The 19703-nt window shown below is 44.0% G+C and carries 14 protein-coding genes; 7 read left to right on the top strand and 7 right to left on the bottom strand.

Annotated features, from left to right (window positions below; genetic code table 11):
* Window positions 1-20: 20 nt before the first annotated feature.
* The 6 genes from EP13_RS15380 to EP13_RS15355 form a co-directional block, all read right to left on the bottom strand.
* Window positions 21-842 (bottom strand): hypothetical protein, encoded by an 822-nt coding sequence (locus tag EP13_RS15380; protein ID WP_044058052.1) that lies wholly within the window; start codon window positions 840-842, stop codon window positions 21-23.
* Complete coding sequence (locus tag EP13_RS15375; protein ID WP_044058051.1) at window positions 824-1426, bottom strand: ATP-binding cassette domain-containing protein; 603 nt, start codon at window positions 1424-1426, stop codon at window positions 824-826. Before EP13_RS15375 ends, EP13_RS15380 begins: the two co-directional genes overlap by 19 nt.
* Before the next feature lie 105 nt (window positions 1427-1531).
* On the bottom strand, window positions 1532-3280 hold the full coding sequence (locus EP13_RS15370; RefSeq protein ID WP_044058050.1) for a M1 family metallopeptidase: 1749 nt from the start codon (window positions 3278-3280) through the stop codon (window positions 1532-1534).
* Between the two features lie 122 nt (window positions 3281-3402).
* The gene (locus tag EP13_RS15365) at window positions 3403-5277 is read right to left on the bottom strand and encodes a CocE/NonD family hydrolase (RefSeq protein WP_044058049.1); all 1875 of its coding nucleotides are present in this window, start codon (window positions 5275-5277) and stop codon (window positions 3403-3405) included.
* 56 nt (window positions 5278-5333) lie between these two features.
* The gene (locus tag EP13_RS15360; protein WP_052364447.1) at window positions 5334-6365 is read right to left on the bottom strand and encodes an alpha/beta fold hydrolase; all 1032 of its coding nucleotides are present in this window, start codon (window positions 6363-6365) and stop codon (window positions 5334-5336) included.
* A 157-nt stretch (window positions 6366-6522) separates the two neighbouring features.
* Window positions 6523-8496, bottom strand: a complete 1974-nt coding sequence (locus tag EP13_RS15355) for an Ig-like domain-containing protein (RefSeq protein ID WP_156026766.1) — start codon at window positions 8494-8496, stop codon at window positions 6523-6525.
* A gap of 766 nt (window positions 8497-9262) precedes the next feature.
* On the opposite strand from EP13_RS15355, the gene EP13_RS15350 reads away from it, so the two are divergent.
* The 7 genes from EP13_RS15350 (at window position 9263) to EP13_RS15320 (ending at window position 17157) form a co-directional block, all read left to right on the top strand.
* Window positions 9263-10537 (top strand): hypothetical protein, encoded by a 1275-nt coding sequence (locus EP13_RS15350; protein WP_081869586.1) that lies wholly within the window; start codon window positions 9263-9265, stop codon window positions 10535-10537.
* A 183-nt stretch (window positions 10538-10720) separates the two neighbouring features.
* Entirely contained in the window at window positions 10721-12028 is a 1308-nt protein-coding gene (locus tag EP13_RS15345; RefSeq protein WP_044058047.1) for an ABC transporter substrate-binding protein, read from the top strand.
* A gap of 67 nt (window positions 12029-12095) precedes the next feature.
* Window positions 12096-12968, top strand: a complete 873-nt coding sequence (locus EP13_RS15340) for a carbohydrate ABC transporter permease (protein WP_044058046.1) — start codon at window positions 12096-12098, stop codon at window positions 12966-12968.
* A gap of 3 nt (window positions 12969-12971) precedes the next feature.
* Window positions 12972-13802 carry a carbohydrate ABC transporter permease gene (locus EP13_RS15335; RefSeq protein WP_044059057.1) on the top strand — a complete coding sequence of 277 codons (831 nt, stop codon included), beginning with the start codon at window positions 12972-12974 and terminating at the stop codon, window positions 13800-13802.
* An 11-nt stretch (window positions 13803-13813) separates the two neighbouring features.
* The gene (locus EP13_RS15330) at window positions 13814-14845 is read left to right on the top strand and encodes an ABC transporter ATP-binding protein (RefSeq protein WP_044058045.1); all 1032 of its coding nucleotides are present in this window, start codon (window positions 13814-13816) and stop codon (window positions 14843-14845) included.
* 123 nt (window positions 14846-14968) lie between these two features.
* Window positions 14969-15658: an HAD family hydrolase gene (locus EP13_RS15325; RefSeq protein WP_044058044.1), complete on the top strand. Its 690-nt coding sequence runs from the start codon at window positions 14969-14971 to the stop codon at window positions 15656-15658.
* Window positions 15659-15771: 113 nt separating this feature from the next.
* The gene (locus tag EP13_RS15320; protein WP_081869518.1) at window positions 15772-17157 is read left to right on the top strand and encodes an alpha/beta hydrolase family protein; all 1386 of its coding nucleotides are present in this window, start codon (window positions 15772-15774) and stop codon (window positions 17155-17157) included.
* A gap of 28 nt (window positions 17158-17185) precedes the next feature.
* On the opposite strand, the gene EP13_RS15315 is transcribed toward EP13_RS15320, so the two are convergent.
* Window positions 17186-19426 carry a heparinase II/III domain-containing protein gene (locus tag EP13_RS15315; RefSeq protein ID WP_044058043.1) on the bottom strand — a complete coding sequence of 747 codons (2241 nt, stop codon included), beginning with the start codon at window positions 19424-19426 and terminating at the stop codon, window positions 17186-17188.
* Window positions 19427-19703: the final 277 nt, after the last annotated feature.

Genomic DNA, 19703 nt, shown 5'->3' with positions numbered 1-19703 from the left:
GTAAATGACAAGAAAGAGGGTTAAAAAAGAAGTAATCTTGACCAAGGTAAGGCGATCGCGATAGCCCAAATGAAGAAAAGTACAACGCGAGTATTGCGCCAGCAAGATTGATAAAACCTAGCAGAAAGACTCATTAAAAATAGGCGATGGGATTCTACATAGTTAAAACAATACGCGCTGCATGTATATAGCAGGGTAAAAGTAAACATACCGATAAATGTAAAAATGCCAAGGTTGAATAAAAATGACTGCTGCGAGTCCATAAGGTATATCTGCACGCTAAGGGCGAATAAAAACAGTATCCACCTTAAATAAAGCCGCAAAAGAGGCGTTAGCAAAAAGCGTAGTTGGAATGAGTAAGCGAAGGACGTCGCTGGTGTTGATGATGCTAAACGCCAAACGCTGTCTAAGGTAATAAAACCGGCTAAAATAAGGCTTATCGTGATACCGCTTATTATACTAGAGGGAGTCAATGGGGCTTTAGCATATCCAATCGCGAGCAAAATGAAGACCGGGGTGCATGCAATAAGTCGATTGACACAGTACAGCGTGTAAAACTTATGCTTGCCATAACAGTCTATCCCCCAGTTGATATACTTTACTTTCACCACGGCGGAATGAAAAGACAACATGCTTTTGCTGATAGCAAGCAGTAGACTCAGCCCTAACCAGAATCGAATGTCGGTAACGGGCATGGCTAATATCCAATATCCCAATAAAGGAAAAAACAGCAATATTACTGGTGAAATTAGCATAACTGCTATGGAAATAGCGGAATATAACCCTCTGTTTTCAATTTTGTGCGCTTTAAACAAACGAGCAACTATGGCGTTATAGTGCATGATCCTGCGTCATCTATTTTAATTTTCCCTTTCACATGTGGGGCACAACGCTTTTCATGGTCAACAATGATCATGGGCCTTTGTTCCTGTGCTATTTCATCTAATGCAACGAGTACGCTTTCGTTGTCTAAGCCATTTAACGGTTCGTCGAGTAGCACCAACGGGTGACTGCTTGCTAAAGCTAAACATAAGCGTAGCTTCTGAAGCGAACCGGTTGATAGTTCTCCCACTAAGGTTGATAAATATGGCGTTAGATTGAAATGCTTAATGCGCTGTTCAAAGGCATTTTTATCAAGTTTACCTTCTTTGACATATAAGTCGGCAAGCTCACGAATCGCTAATATTTCTGGGTAAACGATACAATCAGAGGCAATAGCAGCGCTTGATGCCCACGGCGGCCTTTCAATTGTGCCTTCTGAGGGCTCTTCCAAGCCGGCTAGTATCTTTAATAACGTGGTTTTTCCTACGCCATTTCTACCGCTTAATAGAAACTTCCCGTGAGGGATAGCAACTGAGAGCGGCTTTAAAGCACACTTTTTCTTATAGCTTTTTGCGAGCTGACGTAGTGTTATGGTGTCGTTCAAAAATCTGCACTCATTCGCTAACAGTAAGGTGGTAAGGCTGCGGCATGCCTCTTTGGGTTAAAAAGCACCAACAAGGTGTTATCCAAAAGAGACATGCCTATAGCGTTACTTCTTCTTGGTATTACTATTTTCTTTTATCCAAGCTTTATAGTCTTCATATCGCTGTTCGTATCTCAATACTTTGCTATTAGGATCTGCAATCACTGTGTCGAATTGGCTCACTGGCAGGCTAAACGCTGTTTGCATATCAAGCTCGGTGATTTTTCCGTTTATACTCACTTCAAGTGGCATAGGGAAGGGAAGGTTGTTGTCAGTTTTCCAAGCAAATGTGACACTGTCTTTATGGCGAGTCATTGTTAATTCAGGCAGAGCCGCACTGAAAAGATACACGTCGAAAAACCAGTCTAAGTTCGATTCGCTATGTTTATTTACAATATCGATGAAATCTTGTGTATTAGCAAAAATAGGTTTGAAGTTACCAGGTTTAGGGTCGGTTCTACCGTAGACTAGCTCGGTGACGGAACGAAAGAAGGCGTCATCGCCCATAACGCCTCGCAAGGTATGAATGACCCAAGCGCCTTTTGCATAAATATCACCCGCAGGCCCTTTTTCGTAGACATCTTCTTCAGACATCAAAGTATTACTGACGATGGGGTGGGCGTTAGCTAACCCTTTGCGCTGGGCATTGAGTTTAACAAAGTAGGCCTCATTACCGTGAAGGTACTGTGCGTATAGTGGTTGCATATAGGTTCCGAAACCCTCATGAAGCCACATATGATCCCAGTTGTCATTAGTGAGTTGATTGCCAAACCATTCATGGGCAAATTCGTGTTGCATCAGCCAATCGTAACCCCCATCATCTTTTCGATATTGATTACCGTAGGCATTAATCGTTTGGTGCTCCATACCTAAATGTGGGGTTTGTACAATGCCCACTTTTTCATCCGCAAAAGGGTAAGGGCCAATCATACGTTCAAAGAAGGTTATCATTTCCGGTAGTTCGTCAAATAGCGCTTTTGCTTTATCTTCCTTCTCCGGTAAGTAGTAATAGGTAAGCGGATAAGTGTTTCCGTAAATGCTGGTAAATTGCGTAGTCATTTGCTTGTATGGTGCAATATTTAACGCAATGCCATAGGTATTGTGAACAGACTTTGTTTGCCAGTGATAGGTGCGGTTGTCACCTTCATCATGGGTGTTAATAAGTACACCGTTGGTGGCGGCAACCAAAGGTTTCGGCACCGTAATGTAAAGCTCTGTCTCATTGGGTTCGCCAAAGGGTTGGTCTATACATGGCCAAAACAGATCACAGCCTTCGCCTTGCACCGCCGTGGCTAACCAAGGTTGCCCTTCAGCGGTTTTCTCCCACATAACCCCCCCATCCCAGGGCGCGCGTATAGGTGTTCTCGGATGACCTGAATACACAACGCGTAACGTGGCCGGAAATGCGACTAATGAAGATGAAGAGACAATGAGTTCCCCGTATTTGTTGCTATAACGATCGTTGGGTAATCGCTCGCCATTTAGCCATACATCTTGCAGGGTAAATCGGGTATCTAAATCAACAGAAAACGTCGATTGTGGCTTTGATGCATTCAGTGTGAGCGTGGTATCGCCAAACAGGATTTCTTTGTCGAAATCGAATGAAAAGCGTAGCAATGCTTTGTCTACGGTGAGATGTTTTTGGTGCTCTGATATCTCGCCGCCAGTTTTTAGCGTGTAAGGCGTAGACAACTCATTCGGCTTAACCGTTTGCGCTAGGGGCGTTGTACTATCAGGTTGCGTTATCGACTTAGGTGCTGCGCAGCTAAAAAGAAATACGCTGACACAGCTTAGGGCTATTGCGCTCTTTTTCATGTGTATTTTCCGTTGTTGGTACTTGTTGTTATGTATTATTGTGTTTTGCAATACACCTTTATACAGGCATAAAGGTGTGGGCCAGAAGCGCTAAAACTAGCGCTTCTGGTGGCGCATTGTGATCAGTTGTCTAATGTTTTAAAGCGTATGGCACTTGGGTAGTCCTTGTTGTGGTAAATGGTGTGCATCGCTTTAACATAGTCAGACTCTTTCGCTTCAAAAATATTGTCTACATAGTGTTGTGGATTAATGTCGATAAAGGGAAACATACTACTTTGAATTTGTATTTGTAGCTTGTGCCCACGTTTAAATGTATGAAGTATGTCGTACAGGTCGAAGGTGACTTTTGTGGGTTGATTGGCAACGAAAGGTTTGGGTTCGCTCATGCTTTCGCGAAATCTACCTCGAATGACACTCCAGCGAACTAACTCGTGTCGATTACCGGTTTCTTTATCCACTTTATTGGTATTGTCATCTTTACCGGGGAAAACATCGACCACTTTTACGACAATGTCAGCGGCCGTTTGTGTGGTAGAAAACCAAAGATCTAAATCAATGGCACCTGCAATGGTCATATCGTTTTCTAACACGTCGGTTTCAAAAACAAGCACATCAGGGCGTCTTGCGGCAAAGCGTTGGTCTTCAACCATATAAGGTTTATCCCAACCGCGACTGACTTTTGCTGAATGAGGAACGGGTTTGTTGGGGTCGCTGATGTATTCACTTGCCCCTTTGCTTGTGTTTTCATCGAGAAGTTGTTCATTGTTGCCAAGGTATAGCGTTTGTACATTACCCGCTTTAGGTGGCCAGGTATCGAACTTCTTCCAACGATTACTGCCGGTTTCGAACATAGTCGCAGTGGCAAGGTTAGCCTCACCTTCGCCTTTTAAATGCTGTTTGAAAAAGGGTAATAACACCTCTTTTTGGAACCAAGCACTAGTGTCAAAGCCAAAGTTTGCTTCACCCAGACTTGCGCCACCTTTTGTACTGTTCCATTGGCCATGTGACCAAGGGCCCATCACCAATTTGATGTGTGATTGACTATTTTTCTGCGACATGGTTTGGTAAGTATACAAGGGTCCATAAAGGTCTTCTGTATCGTACCATCCGCCCACGACCAGGGTGGCTGGTTTCGTCTTCGAAAGGTGTTGCAATAGATCGCGTGATTGCCAGTAGTCATCGTAGTTAGGGTGCGCAATAATTTCGTTCCAAAATGGTCGCTCGCCGTTAAAGTAATCTTCATTAACGTTCGTTAGCGGGCCTAAATCTTTGAAGAACTGATAGCCATCAGGAGTGACTTGATCCATCCCTTTCGGCCAATAAGCAAATTGCCCATCTCGCTGTTTATCGAAGGTATCGAAGAAGATAAATGCCATGGGCGTGACAAACGCGCCATTCCTATGGAAATCGTCAAAAAACCAGTCGGCAATGGGGGCTTGAGGAGAAATGGCTTTTAACGCAGGATGGCTGTTTATTGCACCTACTGACGTGTAATAGCCTGGGTATGAAGTCCCCCACATCCCTACATTACCATTATTGTTGTCTACATTTTTCACTAGCCATTCAATGCTGTCATAGGTGTCCGTCGCATCGTCTGTGGCTGAATTACCACGTTTGTATGCATCTTGAGGACGCATATTGACAAATTCGCCCTCAGACATGAACTTACCGCGAACATCTTGAAAAACAAAGATAAAACCTTCCTTCTCAAAGTCCTCACTTGGCCCCAAGCGCGTTTTGTATTTATCCGCACCGTAAGGGGCAACGCGATAAGGTGTACGCTGAAACATCATGGGGTAGGTTTTGCTATCGTCGTTGGGGACATACACAGAGGTAAATAACTTCACATCGTCCCGCATAGGAATTTGGTACTCGTATTTCGTGTAGTTTGCTCTTATGTAATCAGCGCGGGGGTCGCTTTTTTTGTCGGCTGCCAGTGCACTAAAGCTGGTCACTAATACGAATATTAGCAACAGCCTATTGGTGATTGTTTTCATTATTTCCTCTCGTTTGTGTTTTTATTTTTTATTGATGACCTGGGTCAAATGAGTTGTTATTTTGTCGATAGTGCGCGTATAAAATTGGGCTTGAAACGGGAAAAGTCTTCTATCTGTGGCAGGTGGCCAAGTCCTTCCAGTTCGATAACTTGAATGCTTGGGTTTCGCGCTGTTATTTCTGCCCCTAGTTTGTCATAACGGCCTAGCTCCCGCGTAACATCGTCTCTTTTGTTGGCACGGCCTGGTGCTGTTCTATCTCGTGTACCTAGTATCAACGTGGTGGGGACGTTAAGGTGGGTAAATTCTTCAACCACAGGCTGGGTAAAAATCATATCGTAAGTTAAGGCATTAACACGTGCTAACGTGTCCCAATCCGGGCCTTCTATCCAACCTTGTAAAAATGCCGCATGCTTGGCGTATTGTTCGTTCCAATTGCCATCGTAGTAATTTTTTTGTTGATAACGTTTAATCATTTCGGGGGTTTTCTTTAGCTCACTTTGATACACATTTTCTATGTCCGTATAAGTTTCATAAATCAGATAATTTTCGAGTCCAATAGGGTTAATCAGCACTAAGTTTTCTGTGAGTTTAGGATATAGAAGTGCAAAACGAGTGGCTAGCATACCGCCCATGGAGTGACCCACTATGATGCTGCGGTTTATCTTTAACGTGTCGAGTAAAGCGCGGGTATTATGGGCTAAGGTGGCAAAGCTGTATTGATAGTGAGTGGGTTTTGATGATTTTCCAAAACCAATTTGGTCAGGAATCAGTACCCCAAAACCTTGCTCGTGCAACATAGCAGCAGTTTGTTCCCAATACGCGCCATTAAAGTTCTTGCCATGCATGAGAGTAACGACGGGCTTACTGGCCTTGGGTGGCAAGTACATGTATGCCATAGAGAGGTGTTGCCCTTGACTCTCAAGAGTAAATGACTGTACTTCAAAGGGATACGCAAGGGTGCTTAAACGCTTATCGTAACTTGGTAGAGAGGCAGATTGTGCCGATGCATATACCGACAATGTTATGGCCAATGTAAAAGTAACCCATACAGTAACGCGTGTGAAAGGAGAAAAAATGTTAGCTAGCATAAGTCGACCCATGAAGAAAAACACAAGGTGTAAATGCTAATTTGTATACTATTGGCGAGAAAAAAGGTGAAAAAAAAGATAGGGTGAAGGTGTAGAAAGGTAGTTAGCAGTAATTTTCTAGGGCATACGTAACCGTACGCCCTAGATAAATTGTCTTCTAAATGTCGACGCTTGAGTTAAAGCGCACTACCCCAGTGAGTGGAGGGCTCTGTCTACCTTCACAATATTGGGTGAAATCTACCGCTAGCTTAGTGAGTTGGCCATTGCTAAATTCAATTTCAAGCACCTCAAAGTCACTTGCTAAGGTGTTGCATCCTCTGTGGTTGCCGGAAAAATCAAAGCCTGCTACCAGTGACGCTTGAAAAGGCCAGCGAGTGGCATTGTCATATCTTCCCTGTTCAATATCACTCCCTTCAGGCGCTTGAATATTCAGTGTCCAATAGTCACTGTAATAAGAAGAGTCGAATCGTAGTTTTATAGAGTTACTCGAATACGTTTCTGCGGTGAATGTGCCGTCGTTAGTTCCGTAAATTACCGACTCACCACCGCCTACCCAGTCACCCTCTTCACTAACAAATCCAAGGATATTTTCTGACTCAGGGGCAATTAAAATACGTTTTGATGCATACGCGATAAGGCCATTGTCACTTTTAACTTCGGCCATGATAACAACGTCGTTAACATCGGCGGGTACTGAGGATACGTCGAGATAAATTTCAACGCTCTTCTCATCAGAGAATACCACCCCATAGTCTGAAACCTCACTCCATGTGACCTCTGCAATGGCCCCACTGTTTGCAAATATGGCAGATACCGATACCGATGACTCAATGTCTCTTTGAGCAAAAAGGATCGTTGACTCAATGTCTGCTAGTGCGTCGGTAGACGCGAAAACATTAAGGTACCCGGTATCAATAGACTGTCCCAATTCATCAAATGCTTCAAAGCCGTGGAAGGTATATTCTTCCCCAGGCGATAGCGGGCTCAATGGTGTCATTATGACTTTTGAACCGACCACCTCAAAGGCAAGATCCACATTGTTGTTGGCTGACAAAAAGGTAGTAAACTGCGTATTGTAGGCATTTATTGTGCTAATCGGACGTGAAAAGTAAAATTCAACGCTTTCATTGATAGGAAAGTTTGACGTGTCTAGTGCAATGGCGTTCACGCCTAAATAGTTGAAGTTATCCACTCTGTGGTTGGTGGCATAGCCAGAATAATGAATGGCAGTATCCACACTCCACATCGCGCCACTCACAGCACTTGCCCAGTCGACTAAACCGGTTTCATCTGCGAAGGCGACATTAAATAGCGCTGAATCGGTAACAAAATTTGCGGTAATAACAAGGTCAGTAGAAACATCTGAAGTCAGTGTGACTTGTCCTTCATTGGGGTATTCAGAAAAATAGCCAGTCACAGGCTCATCAATACGAAATTGGAATGCATCGATGGCGTTTGATTCAAGAAACTCACCGTAGCCTGTTACGCTGTATTGAGCAGTAAGCCAATCGCGGACATGGCCAATTTCAAGATCATCAATCAGAATTTCAAGGTCACCATCTTGTGAGATGGACAAGGGATCTGAAACGGAAATTGAAAACGACGATGCTTCTTTTGTCTGACTGCTTTGTATGCTGTAGATGCCGGCCAAATAAATGGAGCCATAATCGTCTTCTGCTTCAAGACTGTTAAGCGTTGCAATATAGGACATTGCGCCCGTGTCTGTGTCTACTCCAACAATCTCTATTTGAAGTGTTCCACTTACCACGCCATCGAGTTCAAAACGAAAACAGTCATTGAATTCAAACGAGATAATTTCGCCATCGTTTAAATCAAATGAGTCCGAACTGTAAGCCGCAATGGCTTCCCCACCGTTTTGACAAATTTGTTTAACCCCAACCGTCGTACCTTTAGGTTGCGAGATTAAGTTATTGGTGAGGTGACCTAATTGAATCATGCTATCAATGGTATCAAGACCTGACACTGCATAATCGTAAGGAGACTCAGAAAAATCAGCACCCGTGGGAGGGGGAGGTTCAATAACGGGGTCGGTACTTGACGTACCACCACCGCCACATGCACTCAGAGTGACGGCAAAGGCAAGGCAAATCAATGGGGATTTTTTTAACATGTTGAAATCCGTTTCTGTGATTATTTTTATTTGAATGGCCATTATGCCTCTACAAAAATGGAACGCATAATTAAACTTTCGTTTAAATGTAACAAAAGGTACGGGTACTTCAGTGGCTATTATCGTCGTACCTTCCCCAGTTGAAAGCCTTATTGTGCCTTGCCTTAAGAGAGATTGTCGTGCTCGCCATTGAGACGAGTATCGCGTACCCGCGCAACGCAATTTACACCCGATTTTTTTGGTTTAGTTTGAGCAGGTGCCTTTTATTGGGGTGTATGCCCTCTAATTTCCGTGTTCATAAAATGTAAATTCTTATCAATTTGAAAATGATTTTTTCAGTTTTCCCTTCTCATATTTCATCTTTATACAAAATTTTAATACAATTTTTACTGCAAGTAACTATCTGAAATTTAATGTTAATTATCTCGTATGGGTGGAAATGATAATTAATTGTTAAAAAAATTGTTGACGATAAAATAATAAAATGGTCATATGCCCTCATGTTGAGCAGGTGTAAAAAAGTAAAAGCCTGTTTGTTGAATGTGACACTCTAAGAGTGTCATGTTCCATTTCATATTCAGTTTTGCGGAATAAAAATTAAAAATTAGTCTTGAGAGGGTTCACAATGCTAGACATCAACCAGCGTCATCTTTCTACAACTTGTTCTACCAAAACGGCCAGCAAATTAAGCGCGCTCGCTGCTGCAATTATTGCAGTGACGACGCCAGCGCTTTCAATGGCGCAAGAGTTAAGTGAAGAGAAGCCTATGTATGTGCCGCCTAGTGAACCCAATGAGTTCCTTGATGGCCGAGTACAGGTAAACTTTTTGGCCATGCAAAATTACCAGGCTATTCAGGCCAAAGACGGCGCGTTCCGCCCAGAAGATGAAACGCAATCCGACGGTTTCGGTCGTTTACGCGTGAACTTGATGTTTAAATTCAAAATTACTGAAAACATTACGGCAGACATCGATATCGCAGAAGAACCTAATGATTTTGGTAACAATGGTGATCGAGATTTCTCCTTTCACCAAGATTTCGCTGGTATTGAATTCGATATGTTTGGGCTCACGGGGTATGAGAAAGAAAATGCCAGTTTAATTTTACGTGCAGGTAATATTGGCGCGTCACCGTTTCAATTTAAAGGTTTCCAAGATGGTGCAGACAACCAAGGAAATGCGTTAATTGGTAATGGTATCACTGACTATGCAACGGCAGAAAACGGCATTCAATTAAGTTATACAGAAACCTTTGACGGCGGCATACTTCGCGCCTACAACGTCGCCGGTCACATGACAACGTCTAGCTTTGGCGAAGCGTTCCAAGAAGATAGAGGCTACAACTACCGTATTCAGGGCACGTTGGAGTTTCAAGGTGGTTTCAAAGCGGGCTTAAACATCTTCCAAGCCAACCAAGGCGACCAACTGGTGTTTGAAAACGGCCTCGCAAGCTTAGATGGCGTCACCACCACGAACTATCGCTTTGGTGATGGTGAAAACTATAACTTCTCGGCTTCAGCTTCCAGTGAACGGGATACACACGTAGGTGCATTGCCTGGGTTGAATCAATCTATTATGCAATTAAACCTTGCATACCAGCCTTCAGACCAAACCAGCGTTATCCTCATGCTAGGTAAAGCCAGTGACGATTATACCTTTGCAGATACCGAAGGTAATGCCGTCGCCGGTATTACCTATTTTGGGACCGACGGCGTGCTAGATCCTACTGGTACCACATTTGATTCTAATCAAGTGATTGAAGCCGATTCCTCTGTTGATTATTGGGTTATTGAAGCACAGCAGTATGTTATTCCTGAAAAACTCTATGTCGCAGCACGCTATGCTGAAGCTGAAAATACCTCTGATCTTATCGAGCAAAGCGACAACGAGGTAACCCGGCTTCAAGTTTCGGCAGGGTATTGGATCAACGACAGAACACTTTGGAAAGTAGAATATGTTGATCAGGAAGAAGGGACAAACTCTGGCGGCCAAATAGGCGCCGGCTTTGACGGTATCACGTCAGAAATATCAGTGAAATTCTAACACGGTAGCGTGTGTAGCATTGCCCGTATGAGCGCGACAGTTCAGCCTACTCATGCGGGTAAACCAACCAAAACCTAATAGTCATAAACGACGCAAACCTCTATCCCTGTTATCGGTGGTGAATGCACAACACCAGGCGGGGAGGGGGAAGTTGCATCTTTAAAACCTTAAGGGGATTACCCTATGTTGAAAAAACTTTCTCTACTGTTAGCCGGCGCCTTGTCATTAGGTTCCACGGTGAATGCAGAAACCATAACCATCGCTACCGTTAATAACGGTGACATGATCACCATGAAGGAACTGAGTAGTGATTTTGAAAAGCAAAACCCTGACATTAGCCTCAAGTGGGTAACGTTAGAAGAAAATATTCTTCGCCAACGAGTGACCACCGATGTTGCCACAAAAGGTGGGCAATATGATGTGATGACGATAGGCACTTATGAAGTGCCTATTTGGAGTAAGCAGGGGTGGTTAGAAGCGCTAAATGGATTGGGCGAATCTTACGATGTTGACGATTTGCTGCCCGCTATTCGAAGTGGACTTTCGGTTGACAACAAGCTTTACGCTGCGCCCTTTTACGGCGAGAGCTCTATGGTCATGTACCGCACCGATTTGATGGAAAAAGCGGGTTTGAAAATGCCCAAAGCTCCGACATGGGAGTTTATCCGTACTGCGGCAGAGGCCATGACAGATAAAGACGCGGGCGTTTACGGTATTTGTTTACGTGGCAAGGCGGGGTGGGGTGAAAACATTGCTCTGCTTACGTCAATGTCTAACTCATTTGGTGCCCGTTGGTTTGATGAAAACTGGAAACCACAGTTCGATTCAGATGCGTGGAAAGCCACCCTAGAATACTATGTTGATGTGATGGACAAGTATGGCCCTCCAGGGGCATCTGCTAATGGTTTTAATGAAAACCTAGCACTGTTCCAAACGGGAAAGTGTGGTATGTGGATTGATGCCACAGTGGCAGGTGGTTTTGTCACCAACCAAAAAGACTCTGAAGTTGCAGATAAAGTAGGGTTTGCGTTAGCGCCTGACAACGGCCTTGGCAAACGCGGTAACTGGCTATGGGCTTGGACGTTAGCTATTCCCTCTAGCAGTAAAAAGTCAGACGCTGCAATGAAGTTTATAAGCTGGGCCACGTCTAAAGAGTACGCCTCACTTGTTGCAGAAAAGAAAGGCTGGGCAAATGTACCTCCTGGTACGCGAGCATCATTGTATGCCAATCCTGATTATATGAACGCCGCCCCATTCGCTCAAATTACTCTTGATTCAATCAATTCGGCGGATCCCAAAAATCCCACGGTTGATCCCGTACCTTACGTAGGTGTGCAGTTTGTTGCAATCCCTGAGTTCCAAGGTATAGGCACCGCGGTAGGACAGCAATTTAGTGCTGCCTTGACCGGTCGTATGACAGTCGACCAAGCACTTCAAAGCTCTCAGCGCCTTGTTGAAAGAGCAATGCGTAAAGCGCGCTACCCAAAATAATAAGACGTTAACCGGTGGGTAAGGTGCTGCAGTACTTACCTACCACTGACTTGTAAGGGGTCTAGTAATGGCGACAACTCAGTCTCGTACGTTAGCCAAAATAATGCTTTTTCCATCGGTCACTTTGCTATTGGCATGGATGATTGTTCCACTTTGCATGACATTGTATTTCTCGTTTTTAGACTACAACCTACTCATGCCAGGCGATAATGAATTTATCGGCTTCTTGAATTACGAGTTCTTTTTAACAGACCCCGCTTTTGTAGAGTCATTCTTTAATACCCTTATGCTGGTGGGGGGAGTGTTAGTTATCACGATTTGCGGTGGTATTGGGTTAGCCGTGTTGCTCGACCAAGCTATTTGGGGAAGAAACTACGTTCGCATTATGGTGCTTGCGCCGTTTTTCGTCATGCCGACGGTATCGGCGTTAGTATGGAAGAACATGTTCATGAATCCCGTCAATGGTTTATTCGCACATTTAGCGACCTTCTTAGGGTTTACCCCAATAGACTTCTTTGCGGAACTGCCATTGTTGTCGATTATTATTATTGTGTCTTGGCAGTGGCTGCCCTTTGCGGCGCTGATTTTGCTAACGGCGATTCAATCACTGGATCGTGAACAACTCGACGCCGCAGACTTAGATGGTGCCGGCCCTTTTAGCAAATTCGTTTATATCGTATTGCCCCACTTATCACGAGCTGTCACCGCTGTCATTTTAATTGAAACCATATTCCTGCTATCAATTTTCGCAGAAATTCTGGTGACCACCAGCGGTGGGCCAGGTTACTCATCAACAAATATTACGTATTTGATTTATACCCAATCACTTCTTCAATTTGATGTGGGTGGGGGTTCCGCTGGGGGCATAGTGGCTGTGATTATTGCCAATATTGTTGCCATTTTCTTAATGCGCTTAATTGGTAAAAATTTGGAGGGTTAAGTGATGGCAACTCGAAATATAAATAAATCCAAGATTATCTACACCTTGGTAGCGTGGACCATCAGTGGAATGATCTTCTTTCCTATTTTATGGACCATGATCACCAGCTTCAAAACAGAGTCAGAAGCCATTTCGGCGTCGCCGAGTCTGTTCATGTTTGAGTGGACACTAGAAAACTACAGCCAAGTGTTAGCTCGTTCCCCCTATTTTGACCATTTCCTTAATTCGGTGGTTATCTCCTTAGGAGCGAGTTTGTTGGGGTTACTCATTGCCATTCCTGCAGCGTGGTCCATGGCGTTTGTTCAAACTAAGCGAACTAAGAATTTATTGATGTGGATGCTGTCGACTAAGATGCTACCGCCAGTGGGTGTGCTTATACCTATTTATCTTCTCTTTCGAGACTTTGGCTTACTTGATACACGGTTGGGGCTGGTGATTGTGATGACACTCATCAACCTGCCTATCATGGTGTGGATGCTTTACACCTACTTTAGAGAGATTCCTCATGAAATTCTTGAAGCGGCGCGTATGGATGGTGCCGGAATTAAGGAAGAAATCTTTCATGTATTGCTGCCTATAGCACTACCAGGGATTGCATCAACATTACTGCTAAATGTGATTTTAGCGTGGAATGAAGCTTTTTGGACGCTCATTCTTACCGCGGCCAACGCCGCACCGTTAACCGCATTTATTGCCAGTTACTCAAGCCCAGAAGGGTTATTTTACGCAAAATTATCAGCCGCATCAGTGATGGCCGTGGTGCCTATCTTAATTCTTGGTTGGTTTAGTCAAAAACAATTAGTGCGCGGACTTAGCTTCGGCGCGGTTAAGTAGGAGAACCTCTAATGGGAAGTATTACTTTAAAGCAAGTGACAAAAAGTTTTGGCGATGTCAACGTGATAAAGCCTCTTGATTTACACATCCGTGACGGCGAGTTTATCGTATTTGTAGGGCCATCAGGTTGTGGTAAATCAACGTTACTTCGCATGATTGCTGGCCTTGAAGACACTACCAGTGGCCGTATTGAAATCGACAACCAAGATGCGACTCACATGCCCCCGGCAAAACGTGGCTTGGCGATGGTGTTTCAGTCCTATGCGCTTTATCCGCATATGTCAGTGCGCAATAACATTGCATTTCCACTTAAGCGAGCCAAGGTTGATGCCGCCACGATTGAACAAAAAATAGCACAGGCAGCCAAAATGCTGAACCTAACCGACTATCTCGATAGAAAGCCGGGACAGTTGTCTGGGGGACAGCGACAGCGTGTGGCGATTGGGCGCGCTATTGTGCGCCAGCCTTCTGCCTTTTTATTCGATGAGCCTCTTTCCAACTTAGACGCGTCATTACGTGTCAACATGCGCTTAGAGATATCAGAACTTCATAAGCGCTTAGCCACCACCATGATTTATGTAACTCACGATCAAGTGGAAGCGATGACCATGGCCGATAGAATTGCGGTATTTAATGGTGGTATCATTGAGCAAGTCGGTACCCCTCTTGAACTATATCAAAAGCCAGTAAACCGCTTTGTGGCAGGTTTCATTGGGTCTCCCAAAATGAACTTCATTGATGTGCAGCCCAACGCTGACGAAGATACGCACACGTTAGGCGTTCGACCAGAGCACTTTGTTATTACTCAAGAGAAAGGTTTGTGGTCAGGAAAAGTGGGTGTTATTGAACATTTGGGGTCTGAAACCTTTTTGCATGTAAATGTGGATGGTGTGGGTACGCTAACCGTAAAAGCCGGTGGCGACTGTGCGGTCAATTACGGTGATACCATCCAACTTACTGCTGCAAAAGAAAAAATAATGCACTTCGATAAAGATGGGGTAACTATTCCTTCTTTGTCGTGGGGTGAGGAAAGTGCAGCCTAACTGGCGGCGTTCATCCTGTGAGCGCCCCGTTGAGTCTGTTTGAGGCAGTGTTCAAGGGGGTTATGACTGACTGGGCACTGCCCGTTTGCCAAAGATTGATAGACAAAGCAGCGAGAAATAAACATGGAAAGCACCATACATAAACCAGATTTTAATCATATTGAACTGGTTATTTTTGATTGCGACGGGGTGCTTATCGACAGTGAAATATTGTGCAAAAAAGTGCTTGTCTCAATGCTAGCTGACTTAGGTGTGGTGATAACTGGTGAATATTTCGATAAGCACTTTTTGGGAAAAAGCTTCCCGTCTGCCAAGCAGCAAATTGTCACTGATTTTAATGTCTACTTAGCGGATGATTTTCGAGATGAGTATCTTGCTGCATTACTGGTGGTATTCGCCGAGGAATTAAAGCCAACGGATGGGCTTGAGCAAGTGTTAAATTCACTGAATGTAAAACGATGTATTGCAACCAGCAGTAGTCCATCTCGAGTTAGCTTCTCTCTGGAAACTACAGGTTTGTCAGCACTCTTCGAGGGAACGATCACCACCAGTGAAGAAGTGGAAAACGGCAAACCTGCGCCAGATATATTTTTACTCGCAGCCCAAAAAATGCGGGTGTCGCCTGAAAAATGCTTGGTCATTGAGGATTCTATGGCAGGAATTGAAGGCGCATTAGCTGCGAACATGCAGGTTATCAGGTATATGGGTGCCAGTCACTTAGCTAAAACGGCATTTGACCAAGGCTACGATTTTCGTGTTATCTCACAATGGAAAGATTTTCCTTTATTGGCGCCTCAGCTATTTGAAAAATAGCATCAAAAGCAATCCTGCAATACATAGGTTATGTATTTTTCTGTTCATATTTATACAGTAGAGTAGAGGTGGAAAATGCGACCCTACACACAAATAAAATGGACAGAAATCTTATGCAAATTAATCCACTAAGAGGTTCGAAATTCGCACTGACAAAACGGAACTTAGGGTGGCGTAGCGCTATTCTATTATTAGCCACGTTAACTTATTCAGCCTTGAGTGTTGCCGAAAACCGCATCGATACCCAACGACCTGACGCGCCAGAGCTTGCCGCTTATGGTACATATGATATTGGGGTAAAAACGCTGCATCTTGTTAACCCAAAGCAAATAGATATGCTGCAATTAGATGCATCTAAACCCAAACCATCATCACTGCCCACTTACGATAGACCGTTAACCGTAGAAGTGTGGTACCCCGCCAGCGAAAATGCCAAAGGTGAAACGGCATTGAAGGCGTTTATTCGCGATGGCAAAACACAAGTGGCGCTTCATGGAAAGGCGATGCGAGACGCTTCACCTATAGAGGCTGATACGCCGTTTCCTTTAGTACTGGTATCTCATGGTTATCCAGGCAACCGTTTCTTATTATCACATTTAGCAGAAAACATTGCCTCTAAGGGCTACGTAGTTGTGTCTATTGATCACACTGATTCTACCTATAGGACCCAAGCCGCTTTTGCGTCTACCTTAGTAAACCGGCCGGTAGATCAGCAATTTGTGTTAGACAAAGTTGCTGCACTGTCAAATGACGTTGATTCGTTTTTGTACAAATTGGTTAATGCAGATAATACAGCGCTAATTGGTTATTCCATGGGGGGATATGGCGCGTTAATTACCGCTGGAGCGAGTGTAACTGAAATGGCGGTTAACAGCCCTCAGAGCGCACCTTTTGCTACGTTGAAGCGTCATCAAGCTGGCTATCATGCATCAGTAGATAGCCGCCTTAAAACGGTGATCGCCTTTGCGCCGTGGGGAATGAACTATTATATGTTTAGCCCTGAAACCCTTTCTACTGTGTCTGTCCCCATGATGCTGGTGGCGGGTTCTCAGGACGATGTGTCTGGTTATGAAAATGGCGTACGCGCTATATGGCAAGGAATGCAGAATACCGAGCGAGCTTTACTGACTTACGAGAATGCAAATCACAATGCGGGGGCAGTAATGCCGGCACCAGAGGAATCGTTCTATTTTAATGATGCGCTTGGGTTTAACGTAAGTGGTCATTACATAGATGCTGTATGGGATAACGTGAGAATGAATAATATCGCTCAGCACTTTGTGACCGCATGGTTAGGTAAATACCTGAAAGAAGACACAAGCATGCAAGACTATTTAAACCTAGTTCCTCACGCGAATGAAGGGGTATGGGCTATGGATGAAAAGGGCATGGCTAAAGACAGCCATACTTACTGGAAAGGGTTTCAAAAGCGCACGGCTAAAGGGCTGAGTTTTGAGTACTTAGCCCCATATTTCCTTTCACACGCTATTACACCGTGAGAGATAGGTTTATATCCTCGTGAACCTTCTACTGATAAAAGTAAGGCCCTGTCCAGCGGTAGGTCTCTCCGTCTATTGTAACTGCATGCTCAGCGGTGTCACTGTTGTCGCTATTGGCAATAATAAATAGCTGGGTTTTACCTTTTACATCGACAATAGACACGCCCGTATACTTAGCACTATTGAGTACTAATTCCAGCTTAGCAATACTGCTTTTAGAGTTTTTTGACGATTCGCTGACTGGGCTGTATGAACCGTGCGGCTCTACTACCGAAACAAACACGGTATCTTGGGTTTTTTCCCTGCGTAGCATAATGCCAGCTTCACGACGAAGGTTAAATTCAGGGTCGTTCGCGCCAATGCGTGTTAAATAAATATCGTCTTGTGCATCGGTAAGCATGGTCAAGGTATAATACTTACCTGCGCCTAACCATGAAAATTTAGTATTGCCTTCTACTGCGCTACCTTGGCCTTCAACATAGAGATGTTGATAACCGTTTTCTTCGCCTAGCGGATGTAAACTGGTCGGTGATTGGTAGTCGAAATTGTTATCAATCACTTGTCCCAAATAGTAAAATGGAAGGTCGTACTGATTTTCGCTGTCTGACGTCACTCGCATAATGTCTAAAAGGTACGGCTTCTCAAAGCTCTCCTCTTTGATAACCGCCATGGTGCGGTGCATGAAAGTACCAGGGTAGGCATTCTCTTCTGTTGCACTCACTACTTTCACATTATCTTTGTTCGCGTCGAAGGTGAATAATTCTGAGTGATGTTGACTTGCTACATCATAAACGCCACCAAAATGCTTTTGCTGATTGATAGATAATGTATTGTGAGCAATTGTGGTTTTTGCCCAGGTGGTATTTTCTTTTAAGTAGTTACCGCCGCCTTTTTGCTCGATATTGACAAACCGGGCAAGGCCATAATCTTGCAGAACTTCCTCACCTTTTTCATACAGTGAGAAGGACAGTTTATCGTAATGCCCGTGGCTTAACCCCTGCGCGGCGTATTTAAACACTAAGGTTAAATCTTCATTTCCATGACGTAAAACGCCAATGCCGCCTTGTTTACCGTTAATACCGTCGCTTAAATTCACAGAACCCTTTAGGTATGGTTTGGCTTTTCCATCACGAACACCTATCGCTGCGGCTAATCCCGACTCTTGCAGCAGTACTTGCCCTTGCTTTTCCACAATACTCAGAAGTTGAGGGTCTTTGTTGCCATAGAAATAAGCTAAGTCTACCGCTGTGACTAACGATGCACTGTAGTAAGACATGCCTTTTTGTCCATCGTTTAATGGAAAGAATTCGCCGTCAGCATCAGATAGATTCAATAACGCATCTACACCTTTAAGCAATACGTTGTCTTTATGTTGAAGAACCTTTAAGTCGGGGCGGTTGTTTTCCATAGCCAGTGCAAAAATAAGAAAAGGGTACATGGCATAGCGTTGATAATAAGGGCCTTCGGTATAGTAGCCATCAGGCGAGAAAGGTTCTTCTAAGTTGGCGAAAAAGCCTTTGCGCTGACCTTCTACTTTGATGGTGCCACCGTCATTATCTTTGCCGCCCACCTCTAAACCGTCATCATCAATACCGTATAATGCGCGCTGAATGAGTTCTTCATCGTTCATCACTAGGCCAATCATACCAACGGCAGCAATACCCCAAGTACTATGGTTGTGTACACGGTTAAAAAATTGTGGGTTCTCGATTGAGATAAAGTCGGCAAAGGGGCGAAATAGATTGGTCTCTAATGCCTGGCGCTCATCTTTCGAAAGGTAGTTGTATATGGCGTCATAAGCTTGGCTCATGTATACCAGCCAATTACTGTCGTTTAAGCATTGCCAGAAAAGCTTTCCCCGAGCGTAAGATCGCTCTTGCGGGTGGAGAGGAAGGTCTTTGTACATGGCCTCATATTGAAACAACATATCGCGAATATATTTGGCGTACTTTTCGTCGCCTAAAATCTGATACAGCACCCCGGCTTTTTGTGCGATAAAGAAATTCTGTTTATGGCGCTGATGGGTATAGCCCCCTGAAAAATCTTTAGGAATGGGCGTATCGATACCCATGGCTATTTCTGCGTCCACTTGTTGTTTTACTGACGCAAGGCTTTTATCAAACAAGGGAACCTGCCCCACATTTTCTCGCATTCTCTCAACGCCAGATTCAGTAAGAATAAGGTTTGGGTGCTCGCTCGCTTGAAGGGTTAGGGGAGATAAACTCATCCCAATGGTGAGTAGGCTAAACGTTAATTTCTTTAAATTCATTTTTGTAAGTTCCTTATTAACCAGCCGCACTTCAAGACATTATTAACAAGGGTAGGGAACTTGTTAATAAAAGTGCATCGATTTGTAACGACTACAATAACAGATTGTTTTGACCAATGTGGATGAAAATTTTGCCAAAAAGCCTAAAATTTTAGTTAATTGGTTAGTCCAATTTATTCTTATTGGTAAGTTTTTGGTTTTGTTAGGTAAGCACTCAAGACACAGAAAAAATTAAGGGCTTACCTTCGCGTGTGAAGAAGGTAAGCTGCAAGGTAAA

It is taken from the genome of Alteromonas australica, assembly GCF_000730385.1.
Classification (GTDB): domain Bacteria; phylum Pseudomonadota; class Gammaproteobacteria; order Enterobacterales; family Alteromonadaceae; genus Alteromonas; species Alteromonas australica.
The sequence above is the reverse complement of the archived record's forward strand: the minus strand, read 5'-3'. Positions and strand labels throughout refer to the sequence as shown.

Bases quoted from the DNA above. Each gene is read 5' to 3' on its own strand.
- EP13_RS15380 (WP_044058052.1), bottom strand. From the start codon at position 842: ATGCACTATAACGCCATAGTTGCTCGTTTGTTTAAAGCGCACAAAATT.
- EP13_RS15370 (WP_044058050.1), bottom strand. From the start codon at position 3,280: ATGAAAAAGAGCGCAATAGCCCTAAGCTGTGTCAGCGTATTTCTTTTT.
- EP13_RS15365 (WP_044058049.1), bottom strand. From the start codon at position 5,277: ATGAAAACAATCACCAATAGGCTGTTGCTAATATTCGTATTAGTGACC.
- EP13_RS15360 (WP_052364447.1), bottom strand. From the start codon at position 6,365: ATGCTAGCTAACATTTTTTCTCCTTTCACACGCGTTACTGTATGGGTT.
- EP13_RS15355 (WP_156026766.1), bottom strand. From the start codon at position 8,496: ATGTTAAAAAAATCCCCATTGATTTGCCTTGCCTTTGCCGTCACTCTG.
- EP13_RS15350 (WP_081869586.1), top strand. From the start codon at position 9,263: ATGTATGTGCCGCCTAGTGAACCCAATGAGTTCCTTGATGGCCGAGTA.
- EP13_RS15345 (WP_044058047.1), top strand. From the start codon at position 10,721: ATGTTGAAAAAACTTTCTCTACTGTTAGCCGGCGCCTTGTCATTAGGT.
- EP13_RS15340 (WP_044058046.1), top strand. From the start codon at position 12,096: ATGGCGACAACTCAGTCTCGTACGTTAGCCAAAATAATGCTTTTTCCA.
- EP13_RS15335 (WP_044059057.1), top strand. From the start codon at position 12,972: ATGGCAACTCGAAATATAAATAAATCCAAGATTATCTACACCTTGGTA.
- EP13_RS15330 (WP_044058045.1), top strand. From the start codon at position 13,814: ATGGGAAGTATTACTTTAAAGCAAGTGACAAAAAGTTTTGGCGATGTC.
- EP13_RS15325 (WP_044058044.1), top strand. From the start codon at position 14,969: ATGGAAAGCACCATACATAAACCAGATTTTAATCATATTGAACTGGTT.
- EP13_RS15320 (WP_081869518.1), top strand. From the start codon at position 15,772: ATGCAAATTAATCCACTAAGAGGTTCGAAATTCGCACTGACAAAACGG.
- EP13_RS15315 (WP_044058043.1), bottom strand. From the start codon at position 19,426: ATGAATTTAAAGAAATTAACGTTTAGCCTACTCACCATTGGGATGAGT.